This window comes from Citrobacter sp. RHBSTW-01044 (assembly GCF_013781945.1).
GTDB classification, from domain to species: domain Bacteria; phylum Pseudomonadota; class Gammaproteobacteria; order Enterobacterales; family Enterobacteriaceae; genus Citrobacter; species Citrobacter braakii.
Genome location: NZ_CP056180.1, coordinates 851,206 through 865,673, shown reverse-complemented (window position 1 = coordinate 865,673; position 14,468 = coordinate 851,206). Strand labels below are relative to the sequence as shown.

Genomic DNA, 14,468 nt, shown 5'->3' with positions numbered 1-14,468 from the left:
TAAATAATTCTCCATTTTTCAGCTCGTTAGAACGAAAAAAGCACCCGAACGTTAATGAACGGATGCTTTCTAAATCGAATAACTCAGTTTTACTTAGCGGGCGGCCCCGCCTGGTGCGCCAAAGGCATCACGGGGCAAACGTCTTTTCAGCCCGAAGATGTTTCATCCCTGCGCGTGATATTTCGCCAAATCCCCCCCGACAGTCTCAGATTTTCAGGCCCGCTATTCAGGATTTGGGTTACACATTTCAGGTAATTGTCTTTCCAGCGCTCAATAAAAGAAGACTGGCTTTCGAACCTCTGCGGATCGACCATTTTCTCCAAAACAAAATGGATGCGCCCGTCTCGCCACACCGGAACACCAAATACGGTGGGTAAGTGCATTTTCCAGGCAAGTCGAGAGCAAAAGGTGGAGTAGGTAATCTGCTGGCCGAAAAAGTCGATAGTCGGCGCGCTCAAATTCAGCGCGCCGTCGATCGCTACAACAAGCGACTGCCCACTATGTAAGGTCTGTATGCAGGCCCTGACCACGTCCGCTTCGCTTTTGTCACTAACCGAAATCAACCGCTCACCGTAGCCCCCTTTGAGCACGCCAGGCGTGGAAGCCACCCATTTACTGTTCATTTCCAGCAAGGAGAGGATCATCGGCCCGGCATACATTGCGCCCATATGAGCCGATACAACAATGCAACCACGCTTATCGAGCTGCAGCCGTTGGAAAAACTGCTCGACATGCGATATATCGGCCAACCGATACATCGGTTCGTCGGCCTGCTCTCCACGGCATTCAAGCCAGTCGAGGAGATAATTATCGGCAAGATACCCCCACTTCGCCCGGCGTTCCCATTCATCGCGCTCGATACCGGACTGTCTGCCGGCAACTTCCCATGCCCAGTCAAGGCGCTCAGGCGGTAGATTAACGGCAGATATTTGCCCATCAAGCGCCAGCAGCCCCTCTTCGAATGACTGAGGCAGATGGCTTGCTCTGGCCTGAATATAGTGCTCAAAGACGCTTTCCGCTTCGCTTGTTTTCCCCGCCTGTAACAACGCCGCCGCGGCATAACGGTTCCATTTACTGGTCGCCCCTTTTTCCCTTGCCAGTTGTACAAACTCATCGCTGGCAGCAGCGTATTGCCCAACCTGGCGCAGTGCTCGGGCATACATGGCTCTGACATAAGGAAGATCAGGATGAGTCGCGAGCGACTGCTGCAGTAACGGAATGGCTTTCTCATTCTGACCCGTTCTGATTAAGGCATCGGCATACAGGGTCACGATCCGTAAATTATCAGGGTTAAATTGCAGGGCATGACGCCAATGCTCAGCGGCCTGAAGCTTCGCTTCCCGGCTGCGACCGGATTGATAGTAGGCAAGCCCCAGGCTACGACGCAGCGCCGCATCATCCAACCCACGGGCTAATGCGGACTCCCCAGTCTGAATGGCTTCCTGATATTTACCGACAGCGCACAGCGTATCAACCGCCAGCCCCGCCGACTCCTGGCTTTCTAACACGAAGAAAGGGAGCAATGCGCGGGCCAGGTCATGATCTTCTGGTAGGCGGCTTTTATTTAAGAAACGGAGGCAGGTCTCAATCATATCTCCCCGCGGGGGAGCTTCCTGCGCCTGTGTTCTGGCCAACGAGATTGCCTGTAACTCTTTATCCACCAGCGTCAGGCTGCGCAGATGGAGGGCAAAAATTTTACTATTGCCCGAAAAAGCGAGCCATGCCCGCTCGGCTAAGTCAGCAACAGTCGCATATTGTTTACTCTTAAGCAGCACGCTTGCGACCAGCAGGACATCCTCCGGCTGGCACACATTCACCGCCAGCAGTTTGTTAACCACCTGTAGTACAGCGTCCCGATGATGTGATGCCAGCGGCGAAATAATCCAGCGTCGCAATAAATCACGGCTATTCTTTGCCGTCAGCACACGGTCTGACAACAAAGTCAGCGCGGCATCTGTTTCATCTTTACGCAAACACGCGATAGCGAAGAGAAGAATGTTTTGCTCATTTCCAGCACTATCTCGTACTTTTTCGGGATGCTGACCGAAATAGTGACATAGCCCCTCCCAATCCTCTTGTTTGAGCAGGGTGGTTGGCGATATTTTTTTACATGTAGAGTGCAAGTTCATCGTATTTCCTTACTCCGCCTTATTCACGCATCCGCCTGATGGTTATCAGGAGAGAAGTCACCAGGTACGCGATGCCCAGCAACACGAAGAACAGTAACCACTTTGTTCCATCGGCATAGCGAGTGGTGTCAGACACCACCATCGGTTGAGAAATGATCAGCAAATACCGTCTCTCACGTAGCGCTTGAAGCTTCCCTTGCTGTAAGGTCTGCAAGGCAGATTCCCAGCGTGTTTTGGCGATCTCACTCTGCAGGCGAAGATCTTCAAACAGGGACAGACTTTCTGAAGAACCTTGCGACCCTAACTTATTTGACAGGCGGTTACGTTGTTCGCCGATCTGCTTTTCCAGGACCTTGATTTTGGCCGACAGGCGAGGAATAAGGGGGTTCTGATCCAAACCATTAGCCATTAATTGCGCGTATTCCGCTTTCGCCTCCGCCAACTGCGTTTCAAAGCCAGCAATTAATTGATAAATCGCGGTCACGGTTTCCTGCGGTTCAATATCTTTCTGTATATGCTGTATTTTTAGCAATTCAAGCCGAGCGGCCCCCAGATTTTCCTGGGCCGATTTAACATCGTTTTCCAGCCATAAAATCCGTTCCTGCTGCATCCGCGCTGAAACGGTATTAACGTGCTGTTCAGCAAAAGCCAGAATGCGCTGGGCAAAAAACTCAGCCTGTTTCGCACTCCGCGCCTTGACGTTTAAACGCAGCATGCCCTGTTGAATATCGACAGCAACCGAGACTTTCGATAAATAGTAACGATAAGGATCATCATTAATACCCAGTGGCGCGTGGTAGCGGGAAAATAATGCGATATCGTCTTGCGCGAAATAAGATAAAAAACCGAGCTCTTTTTCCATCCGCTCCATCATTTCTTTCGAAAGTATAAACTCGCGAACCTGAAAGCCCTCCGACATCTCATTGCCTGCACCAAAGAAAGCTGTTCCAGAAAAATTATCCTGGCTGGCATCAGTTTGCACAATAAAGGTGGCATCCGCGCTATAAAAACGCGAAGTTAATAGCCACGACATAAGCATAATAACCAGCAGCGGCAAAGCAATATAAAGAAAGAGCCGACGTAGCGATTGTTTGGCTTGCTGAACACGTCGCTCTTTAATAACCAATGACGCTCTACGGACGGAATCAGCATCCGTCGCGGACCACCCGGCGTCTGGGCGATGATGACTTTTCGCATCGGCCGTTTTTTCCGTCTGGCGAAGGGAGCGTTCATTCTCTTTTTGTTGTAGTCGCGAGGCTCGGCTTTCTTCTGCTACCTTCGCCCTTTCCTCTTTCCATTTTTTAATACGTTCTGAATTTTCCACACTCTATCCGTATATTTTCTAATTATATATCAAAGGAATAATCATCAGTTTGAATCGTCGCCTGATTTGACTGATATTGTTCAAAAAGCGCAGATGCCTGTGCTAAATCTTCACACATCGTAATTTTTCCATGCAGCAGTACGCCAAACGCATGACAGTGTTCTTTAATAAGCCGAGGGTTGCGCGTTAGCACAATCAACCCTTTCTGTTGCAGCTCATAAGCTAGCGCCGCCTGCATACGCAACTGTGTGGCATTATCCCCGGTGTACAGCTTGTCATCGGCAATATAAAGGCGGCAGGGAAGCAGTAAATTAATGGCAAATGCCAGATGCGCTTTCATCGTGACAGAATATTCACTCACCCTGTCGGTATAGCGCTGTTCAAGCTGGGTCAATTGATAGCAGAAATGTGAAAATTCATCGCCATCCAGGCCATAAAGACTGGCCATCATGCGCGCATTCTCTTCGCCGGTTAACCCCGGCAGAACAAAAGCATTTGCCCCCAGTGGGAGCGCATCACCCCGTAGCCCAATAAAATTCCCTTCATCAGGAGCATCTATACCGCACAGCAATCGGGTTAGCGTCGTTTTGCCTGAACCAGGGGCCGCCAGAATACCGATATGCTCATGGTAATCCATGACAAAATCTGTTTTATCAAGGACCACCCGCGGGCCCTTATCAGACTCAAAATAGCGTGTACAACCTAATAAACCGAACACGAACGCGTCTCTCCTGAAGCTAAAGTCAGTGATTTTCAGTGTCACAAATCAGGTGAAAAATGATGCCCGCGAGGAATAACGTTGCGGAAAATGCCAGAGGGTAAAGAGGTTCAAGGTACAAGGAGTTATACCCCTCAAACATTCCTTCTCTGACTATCTCATTAGCATGAAGTAGAGGGTTCCAGCTGAATATGCTTAATAATGAATAGGGCAATTCATTCGCCGTATAAAAGACAGCTGAAATCAAAAACATCGGTCTTAGCACTACAGGAACGGCTTTGTAGACCAGCGGAAACCGTTCAGACAGTGCGTCACAAAAGTAACCAAACGATAATCCCAGAAGCCATGCGATAACCATCCCTTCAAAAATCAGGATCGGTTTCTGGGCTTCCCAACGGGAGAAGATAAGAAAGTTAATTAATGAAACAATAATATAAATGATAACCGCATTAACAAATTCGACTGCGGCAAGAGCAAAAATCACATGTCTTTTCTTAACCTGCGAGACAACCGCCAACGATGTAAAGAATGAACGGGTGCGCATGGTTGCGGTAATGGTATAACGAAATAACAGATACGGTAATATACCTGCAATAACAAAGCTGATATCGTCAGTGAATATTGGCACGGTGCGATTTAAATATTGAAAAGAAATAACGGTAATGGTTATCCATACCAATGGTACGGCCAGCACCATCATATAGTTTAGCAAATTACCGTTATAGCGTGTTTTGATATCGCGTGACATTAACAAAATGATTAACTCACAGACGGTAATGAGTTTCATAAAATAATAAGTATTATTTTTCAAAATATTCATATGGCGACGTTAGAAAGAGTTAGAGCCGCGGATCAAAAAGCTATCGAATGCGGCTTTCACCTTAGCGAAATCAGTCAAAGAGGCGTTCGAGATATAGATAACATCGCCGTCTTCCACCCGCATGGCCTGTGCTAAAAACACCGAGTCAGGTTGGCTCATATCGACATGATAGATATTCAGCTTACGCATCTGCTGTTTCGCCTGTTCCGCTTCGTCATGCTTGTACAGAAAAACCGCCTGCGGATCGGCAAGATTGTCGTTTAATCCTTTCGCCAGCGCCAAAGCATCCACTACGCTGGAATGACGCTGAACCAGAGCATGTTTCCCCTGAACACCCGCCGCGCCGAGCACATTAACATACTCGGTCACTTGACGCAGAGTGATACGGTCATCCGGCTGTAAGACAATATCCAACCCGGGATACTGATAAATATCTGACAGTCGCGCATTGAAATAATGCTGCTGGCGCGTCACGTGAACTTCCATCATATCTGCGCTGGTATTTTCTACTGCCGCCGCCGTTGCCAAAAAATGACTAAGACGATTCATACTCTGTTCGAGAGGGTAGCGACCCGTTTTCCCGCTTCCCTCGACCGTCACCATGGCTCCGGTGCGGGCGGTAAGCGTCACCAGCACCTGAGGATTCAGGACAACGCGCGAAAGTCGCTTTCTGATCTCTTCAGCCAGTTGTGTCACATCCAGCCCGGTAACCGGGATTATCCCGGCATAAGGCACCTGAACGATATTACCGTCAGTCACAAGAATATTTTCAAAATCCGCCCGGTCGCCGCTCGCGTTATTGGATAAGTACCCCGCCCCGCCCGAGGATAAAATAGTGATATGCAGCACATCGCCTTTAGCCAAAGATGTCCAGTGCCAGTTATTTTCGGCAAAGACCGGATCGACAATAGTTTTCGGCACAGTATCGGCATCACTCAGTTTTAATGTCGGTGTGACTTCAACCAGATGATAATGAGGATCGTCCTGATTAATCAGGCTGGATTTAAATACCGCCCTGGGAATAGTGCATCCCGAAAGCAGAAAAAACGTCGTTAATAATATAATAATTTTTTTCATAACTTATTTTATAAATGAAATAGCTGAAAAAATGCTGCCCATTAATTAACGAGGCTGAGAGGCAATGGTTTGTACAAACGTTCCCACCATATGTTCCACGGTGAAGCGTTCTTGTAAAAATGACTGCGTCTGTTGGCAAATACCGGTTCTGCTGCGCCATAAATTGACCAACTGTTCTGCATAGCGGCAAGCCTGGTCAAGATTGACCGTCTGTGCATCATCAAGAATGAAACCCGAAACACCCTCAATAAAGCATTCTGCCGATCCACCTGCAGGGGTTGAAATCACCGGCACCCCGACCATTTGTGCTTCAATGAGCACATTGGGTAGCCCTTCATAACGCGAAAACAAAATGAATACGTCCATTTTTTGCAGCCAATACCCCACGTCACGCGAGACGCCAACGAATAGTATTCTCTCCAGAATCCCCAACTGTTCGGCGCGTTTCTGCGCTTCAGCGCGCAAATCACCATCGCCTACCAGCACAAAGCGTGTGGCGGGGTGGTGCTGTAAATAGCGTGCTGCAAAATCAATCCATGCAAAAGGGTTCTTATCGCCTACAAAGCGGAAAACGCCACCAATAGTCGTGTCCGCATCCTGTGTTTTTTGCGTAAACTGCTGCCAGATTTTATGTGGCACCTCAGAAGAGGGTTCGGTAGATGGCGGTAAGACGCCGTTATATACAACCTGGAAGTGCTTCGCCTCCAACTTTAGCCAGTCGGCATAATGGCGGGTCACACAATGGTTGTTACTCATAAAATCAACGCCAGGCACGACCGCCAGCGCCTGGTAGAGAGGCTCATATTCCGGCTTGAACAGACGCTTTCTCACCACCGGCGGTAAGCCACGTAATCCCAGCTGAATTCTGGGCACGCCAGCAATCAGCGCTGCAAGCGCAATCATCAGACAAGCGCCATCCTGCCAAACGGAGAGATAATCCAGCTTGCGCTCGCATAAGTGGGGGACCAGATGCTTGATACCGTAGTTACACACCGGCGGCAGATGAGAGAGCAATAAGCGCAACTCCGGAGATTCTATTGTCGTATCGTCAAAGAAGTTTCCGGTAATCTTCGCGATTTCAAGCACCTCGACCTGTTCTTCCAGCACTTCTTTCAGGAAAAAGTCTTGCCTGAGTTCCGGTGCCAGGGAGCGAATAATGAGCTCTACCGGCTCTTCTACTTTCAGGCCGCCAATTTTCCCCTGTTGCCGATATTTTCTGGCGATCTCAATAGCCAGCCTGGAAATCTGACGCTCTGCACCGCCGCTACCTAGCGAGCCTGTACAGAGCGCAAGGCGACCAAAAGATCCGACGGGAAGCTGCCGCGGCTGACGATTTCGATAGAACAAGATGGCATGCTTCATTGCAATAATACGGGTGTTGGTCCCCACAGGGATCGCTTCCCCTTCAAGGCGTTCAAGCAAATCGCAGATCTTATTTATTTTTCCTAAATAATTATTATATTTTTTCTGCACGCCGGTGCTAACCTTTTTAAGAATTAGCTGCGCATCTTTGGCTAGCCCCGTATTATATAAACGACGCGCATACTCATAACGAGCTTCATCATTGTTTTGTGCAATCAGCGTTTCGTAGAGCGCGTATGCACGCGCCGTTTCATTGAAATCATGAAGAAATTCTGCTTTTTTTAGCATCGCTAATGAAGTTAAAGCCTCAGCCGGTAATTCGCTGTCAATTAACGCAACAGCTTGCGCAAGCTTCTTCTCTTGTTTCAATGTTAAAAGCGTTTTCCCTAGCGCAGCTAACTTTTCTTCCTGCGTAATCATTACGACTTCCCTGATGTATTTTTTTGTAATGCGGTTATGCAGGTCGAGATCTGCCTTGTCACCGGCTCCGTTGGCCCATTCACTTTCTCCAGTCGCTGCCAATACTGCAAAGCCTGGGTGTAGTCGCGTAAATGCATTGCGTTTAATGCGGCATATTTCAAGGCATAGGCATTTTCACTATCAAAAACGAGTAATTTTTTCGCATAATCTAGATGTTCATAAGACGCGATAGTGCTACCGCCATCCTTCAGTGACTCATTAAATAATCTGATAATTTGCTTATATTCACGCATCAGGCGAGAAACATCAGGATCAATTCGTTTCAGGCTAATCAATACAGACAATGCTTCATCCAGACGTCCTTCAGTTTTCTTCTGGCGTACATATTTAAGGGCTCTGGTTGCAACATTGCGACACTCTTTCTCAAACAACTCGTTCATCGAGGCATTCTGGAATGATGGAGAAATGCTCATGACGTTAGCAATCAAATCAATGAGGAACGGAATGTCGTTAATATGACGTATACTGCGTAACATAATCGACTGCAGGCTGGTAATATTCGAATTACGAATCAAGGTCATATGGGCCAACGTGCACGCGTCTTTCCAGGCACCAAGATTCACCAGCGTTCTTGCACAATATACGGTGCTAACGGGATCGAACTCCAGAAGCGGCCACACTATTTTCGCCCCTGCCAGGATATTTTCATAATCCTCACGCTCATACATTTCTCTTAATTTCTCGCGCCATGCCATTTTAACTTCATTATTAAAGCGAGAAATACGTGCATGGGGATAAACCATAAATGCAGAGTAGCTGTAGACCAGCGAAGTACTCAGTGAGACAAAATCATCAACCGAATGTAGCGACAGCGCAGTATTGTTCCATGCCTCAAAAACGTCGTGGAGTTTATCTTTATACGAGGTGCTAAGCGCCTGATGATAGCTCATATTCTTGATACAGAAAGCTGTGCGGATAACGAGACCGGTATCATGAATCGTCGACAATACCGTCAGCGCAAATTCTGACTCATGGCGGAGTAGCTGCTCGAGCGCATGCATGAAAATCAATTCATCACTGAATTTGATTGCCAAAGATAACGCTGTTTCCATAAACGCATCATTTAGGCGCTGCGATTGAATGCCGGCATGGAAAGCTTCGGAGAATGCGTTGCCATCATTGAAATATTGCGTGCTGCTCAGGAAATTAACCCATCCGCTTTGGGTTTCAGGATTCAATAACAGTACACGTTTCCAGTATTGATATGACTTATCAAACAGATGTAAAGCATCGGCTGAGCCGGCGGCAACGGTAAGGACTTCTTCATCTTCAATTTCATTGGAAAGCATCATCTCGGCCGTCGATAAGGCTTCCCGCCAACGCGCTAATCCATGTAGAGACCTCAGCCGACAACGTAATGTACTGTCCGTCGTACCGATAATTTTCTCAACATCACTAATATCCTGATAAGCCTGTTCATAATAACCTAAACGGCTGAAGATTACGGACCGAAGTTGGATTAGAACAGGCTCTTGCTGCTGATTTCTTAATGCGGCAAAAAGTTGCTGTGATGCAGCAATAATGTCGCCATCGGCAAGCAGCTTAGTGATCGATAGGGTAATCTCACGTATTTGGTCCTGTTTCTCTTGTCGCCCCTCATCAAGATGATGATTAGTATTATTGATCACTCCCTTAAAAATAGCCGCAACGATCGCGTCACCAAACATGTCGGTATAATGAGTAAGATCGTCGCCATTTTTTTCCAGGGCTCGTTTCTGTCCCCACTTTTCCATCAAATTTGTCGGATTAACGCAGGGAATATCCATCCTGGTGGCGATGGTCTCGACATTTTTAATCAATCGACTGCGGGACTGAATGACGGTTCCAGCACGAGTCACGGCATCAACATGGGTCATAAACATAACGCGATCGCGACCAAGAAGCTGAACGATTTCCATCATGTCCTGTTCGATAGCATGCTCATCCATCTGCTCAACATTGATATTGCTTAATAAGGCACGATCGTCTTCCGACATTCCGGCAAAACAGGGATCGTCTTTGAGATAGGCCAGCAGTTTGTGTTGATTTCCTTGCGTGGCCAGCGACCAGTACACACGCGCCCGCTCTGTTTGGCTAAAAAACTCATAGAAATGACGAGTTAAATAATTTATTTGTAAGCAGAACCCATAGGCCATAATCTTCTTCTGACTTGAAATCTCAACGATATAGAAATCAGAACGACTATGAACGTCGGTGTTTGAATAATTTACGGCAGGTCTAAAAATAAAAGGCCGGACCTTTTCAGGAATATCTATCAAGCCTAAAATAAAACGAACCTGCTGTAATGCCTCGCTGCTCGTATGCGTAAAACCATATATCCTTTTAAAATTAGCCTTGAAATTAAAATAAGGCTGAGCTCGTTTTACCGGACTCACAATACGGCAACTACCAATGGCTGTAAGCGAAAACATCCCTGACGATTTCATTAAATTCATCCACGTGAAAGGAAAGTGAGTAGTTTTACTCAGGAATACAAAGCAGTCTTTTTATCGATATACCATTTTAGAGTCTGCTTAAGTCCTTCTTTGATATCAAACTCAGGCTCATATGAAAGAAATGTTTTTATTCTGGTAATATCTGCCTGACTATGCTTAACGTCACCGTCACGAAAATCTTTATAAATTGGCTCAGCACTAATTTGTTCGTCCCGCCATAAATTCAACCCATCGCGGATGAGATAATAAAGCTCATTTAGCGAAGTTCTGTCTCCAACAGCCACATTATAGACTTTATTTTTTGAGGCTAAATCATTAGTCGTTGCTGATAATAAATTGGCCTGAATCACGTTTTCTATATAGCAAAAATCCCGGCTTGTTGAACCATCGCCATTGATATAAATTGGTTCATCTTTAAGAAGCGATAGTATCCAGCGAGGAATGACTGCAGAGTATGCTCCGTTAGGGTTTTGGCGGCGGCCAAATACATTAAAGTAGCGCAGGCCAATAGCGTTAAAATCATAGCTGCGAGCAAACACCTCGGCGTACAATTCATTGACGTATTTTGTAACCGCATACGGGCTTAATGGCCGGCCGATCCGTTCCTCAATTTTAGGTAAATCGGGATGGTCACCATAAGTACTACTGCTTGCGGCATAGGTGAAACCAGATACATGTGCATCTCTCGCCGCCGTCAACATATTTAAAAAACCATCAATGTTAGCGCTATTTGTCGTGATAGGATCCTGCAAGGAACGTGGTACGCTTCCCAGAGCGGCCTGATGTAAAACGTAATCGACATTCTCACAAACAGCCTGACAATCGGCAAACGACCGGATATCCCCATGAACAAAGGTAAACCGCGACCATTGTTCTTCACTGACAGCGGCACGCACATCCTCTAAATTATGTTGATAGCCAGTTGAAAAGTTATCCAACCCAATTACTGTTTGATTTAAATAGAGTAGTTCTTCTAATAATCCAGAGCCGATAAAACCTGCTACGCCAGTAATAAGCCAACGTTTTGGTTCAAGAACGAGTTGTATTTTTAATTCATCATAGGCTGTCATGATTATAACCTCACATCTGACTGCTCAGGCGAAAGGATATACTTCAAATCATAAAGCACATGTTTATCTTTTCCAAAGCCACGAATATCAGTACTCCCCATCTTCTTAAACTGCTCATGGCCAACGGCAACAATAATGGCATCATAAGAAGCCGCCTTGATTTCCGATACAGGTATAATCCCGTATTCCTCTTCGACTTCCTCAGCATCCACCCAAGGGTCAAAAATATCAACATTACAGCTGTAATTGCCCAACTCTTTTACAACATCGATAATGCGGGTATTCCTGATATCCGGGCAGTTTTCTTTAAAGGTGAACCCCAGAATCAGAACGTTAGAACCCTCAACATTAATCCCTTTTTTGATCATGGCTTTGATCAACTGTCCCGAAACATAGTTACCCATATTATCGTTCAGTCGACGACCCGCGAGGATAATTTCCGGATAGTAACCGATGCCCTGAGATTTATGAGTCAGATAATAGGGATCGACGCCAATGCAGTGACCACCAACCAGTCCAGGACGGAATGGCAGGAAGTTCCATTTACTTCCCGCTGCTCGCAGTACGGCTTCAGTGTCAATCTCTAATCGGTTAAAGATAATCGCCAATTCATTTACCAGCGCGATATTGAGATCGCGTTGGGTATTTTCAATCACCTTTGCCGCTTCCGCGATCTTAATGCTTTCCGTTTTGTACGTTCCTGCCGTGATGATCTGTCGATAGATCTCATCAACCAGACAGGCCGTTTCTGCAGTTGAACCTGAGGTAATTTTCTTGATAGTTGTCAGACGATATTTTTTATCGCCGGGATTGATGCGCTCTGGGCTATATCCGACAAAGAAGTCTTTGTTAAATGTCATCGCTGACATACGCTCAAGGATCGGCACGCATTCTTCTTCAGTACACCCTGGATATACCGTAGATTCATACACCACGATATCCCCCGGTCTCAGTACTTTGCCAACAGTTTCACTTGCCATAATCAAAGGGGTGAGATCTGGTTGCTTATAATCGTTGATCGGCGTCGGGACGGTAATGATGTAAAAATTGCATTCTCTGATTTCATCAATTGATGAGGTAAACGTCAGATGGCGAGCATCACGTAGCTCTTCTTCTGTGGTTTCGAGATTGACATCGATCCCTTCTTTTAGCTCGAGTATACGTTTATGATTAACATCAAAACCAACCACCTGGCGAATTTTCCCAAATTCAGCAGCCAATGGTAAGCCAACATACCCGAGTCCAATAATGGCAATTTTTACATCATCTTTGCTGATCATTACTGATAAATCCCTTATTTAATAATTATTAACTTTAAATAAATCCCAGATGTTTTCTGGAACGCTACCGCCCCTGACGTTCTTAGCCAGCGTATCTATTTTTATCGAAATCACGACAGTTTCTAGTCTAAGCAAGGCTAGAAATTTTATATTTCCTAATTTTAGTTAAATGAAGGTCGTATGCAGTATCCGTTCTAAAACAACAATTAAAGATCGGATCTTTAATTGTAATTCTTAATGAGAAAACGCATAGTTTTTTATTCTGGCAATAGAAGATATCGAGGGTCTCGCACGCCGAATTTAAGGGCGATCTCTTTTCTCCAACGATACAATGTTGACGGCGAGTTCATAAATCTATCCTGAAGCTCCTCCATACCGCTTTCGGTTAAGAAGTACTTCATTTTCATGATATCTTTGTTGCTAATCTTAAAGTTACATTCCCTTCGCCCTGCCGTTATCTTGTCACCATTTCGTCGATATAGGCTTATTTTCTTAATCATCTCCGACACAGGTGTTGAGGTATCGAAAACAGCAATAACATTTTTGATATTATCCAGCCAAAAAAGAGCCAAAGGCATCAACCGTGAGCTGGAAATGATGATTATAATTTTATTGATATCTTTATTACGTGAGAAAAAAACCAAGGTACTACGTAAGCTGTATTGATTAAGATTCACGAATAAATAATTTCTTTCGTTTGTAATCAGTGACATTTCATCAATAACACTAGCGACGCCACCCCCAAAATAAATATCATTAGGTGGCCAGAAATGTTGATACTTCATGAAGCCTCCATAACCTCAAAAAACTCTATTTCATCCATGGAAAGGTAAGTGCGTACTTTTAAGCACACCGACCCTCTAAAAAATACCTAACAATCGAGTAATTAATTTTATTAATATTGCTAAATACATGAGATGAACTTTTACACAACAAGGATGTGATATCAACCCCTTGCCATTCATAGCTAAAAACTATCAATTATTCATTCTTAGATTTGAATTACTAATGGATATCGGCATTTTAATGCGATTATTGGTTGTATTATTAGTACCACCTGTGAAATCGCACTTTCATCTTTTATTCAAAATGAGAAAATTCTCAAAACACAAGGAAACATTTTCTTACAAATTACCAGCATACATACAGGGGTTAAAGGTAGCCTGACTGAATTGTCACCCATGTCTCTACCTTTAAATTCTTAGCTATACCGTGTGAGATTTTAATCAGTACAACTGAAGTCTATCTAACTATATTTGCTATATTTTTCAACAACAATGACAGAATATACACAAGGCTAACGAGCCCCCGGCATAGCAAGCATTCAAAATGGTACAAAGTACTAAAGTAATTCGTATATTTTTGTGTATCTACATAATTTCGTGACCGGATAATGAGAACAAAACTAGTCACCTTAAGAAATTATTACTAATGATAAAACTCCTGAAGATATTTTTAACAAAATAGATGTCCACCATGTTTATCCAGGTAAAATCCTACCAAGTCTAAACCATTTAAAACCTGTTACTGCCGATTAGAGAAAATTGAGCTACAAAAAGACTACATTACTTATTTATGAAGAATGACCAATCTTATATCGTGTTCAAAAAAGATAACTATGGAATCATAATCTAACAATTAACTACGTAACCTGTATTAGCGTTGATATATTTTCAGACAGACAATCAAACATACTCCTTAAAATTTCTTAAATAAATTCAATTGATTGATAGTTGATTTTTTGTACCACGGGGGGAAATGCGATATTTAAGA

Annotated in this window: 10 protein-coding genes; all 10 read right to left on the bottom strand. The window is 44.9% G+C overall.

Going from position 1 to position 14,468, the window contains the following annotated elements; all coding sequences use genetic code 11:
• Positions 1 to 146: 146 nt before the first annotated feature.
• The gene (gene vexE / locus HV352_RS04210; protein WP_181635220.1) at positions 147 to 2,129 is read right to left on the bottom strand and encodes a Vi polysaccharide transport protein VexE; all 1,983 of its coding nucleotides are present in this window, start codon (positions 2,127 to 2,129) and stop codon (positions 147 to 149) included.
• Positions 2,130 to 2,148: 19 nt separating this feature from the next.
• Complete coding sequence (gene vexD, locus HV352_RS04205) at positions 2,149 to 3,453, bottom strand: Vi polysaccharide ABC transporter inner membrane protein VexD (protein WP_016154310.1); 1,305 nt, start codon at positions 3,451 to 3,453, stop codon at positions 2,149 to 2,151.
• 22 nt (positions 3,454 to 3,475) lie between these two features.
• Positions 3,476 to 4,171 carry a Vi polysaccharide ABC transporter ATP-binding protein VexC gene (gene vexC / locus HV352_RS04200; RefSeq protein WP_049041941.1) on the bottom strand — a complete coding sequence of 232 codons (696 nt, stop codon included), beginning with the start codon at positions 4,169 to 4,171 and terminating at the stop codon, positions 3,476 to 3,478.
• A 25-nt stretch (positions 4,172 to 4,196) separates the two neighbouring features.
• A complete protein-coding gene (vexB, locus tag HV352_RS04195) occupies positions 4,197 to 4,991 on the bottom strand; it encodes a Vi polysaccharide ABC transporter inner membrane protein VexB (RefSeq protein ID WP_016154312.1) in 795 nt (264 codons plus the stop codon).
• A gap of 9 nt (positions 4,992 to 5,000) precedes the next feature.
• Complete coding sequence (vexA, locus tag HV352_RS04190; RefSeq protein ID WP_016154313.1) at positions 5,001 to 6,068, bottom strand: Vi polysaccharide ABC transporter protein VexA; 1,068 nt, start codon at positions 6,066 to 6,068, stop codon at positions 5,001 to 5,003.
• Positions 6,069 to 6,113: 45 nt separating this feature from the next.
• Positions 6,114 to 7,850, bottom strand: coding sequence for a Vi polysaccharide biosynthesis glycosyltransferase TviE (tviE, locus tag HV352_RS04185; RefSeq protein ID WP_016154314.1), 1,737 nt, complete (start codon positions 7,848 to 7,850; stop codon positions 6,114 to 6,116).
• On the bottom strand, positions 7,850 to 10,345 hold the full coding sequence (gene tviD, locus HV352_RS04180; RefSeq protein WP_181635219.1) for a Vi polysaccharide biosynthesis protein TviD: 2,496 nt from the start codon (positions 10,343 to 10,345) through the stop codon (positions 7,850 to 7,852). Before tviD ends, tviE begins: the two co-directional genes overlap by 1 nt.
• A gap of 29 nt (positions 10,346 to 10,374) precedes the next feature.
• Positions 10,375 to 11,415, bottom strand: coding sequence for a Vi polysaccharide biosynthesis UDP-N-acetylglucosaminuronic acid C-4 epimerase TviC (gene tviC, locus HV352_RS04175; protein ID WP_109017256.1), 1,041 nt, complete (start codon positions 11,413 to 11,415; stop codon positions 10,375 to 10,377).
• A gap of 2 nt (positions 11,416 to 11,417) precedes the next feature.
• Complete coding sequence (gene tviB, locus HV352_RS04170; RefSeq protein WP_016157409.1) at positions 11,418 to 12,695, bottom strand: Vi polysaccharide biosynthesis UDP-N-acetylglucosamine C-6 dehydrogenase TviB; 1,278 nt, start codon at positions 12,693 to 12,695, stop codon at positions 11,418 to 11,420.
• A gap of 257 nt (positions 12,696 to 12,952) precedes the next feature.
• A complete protein-coding gene (locus HV352_RS04165) occupies positions 12,953 to 13,480 on the bottom strand; it encodes a hypothetical protein (protein ID WP_019077624.1) in 528 nt (175 codons plus the stop codon).
• Positions 13,481 to 14,468: the final 988 nt, after the last annotated feature.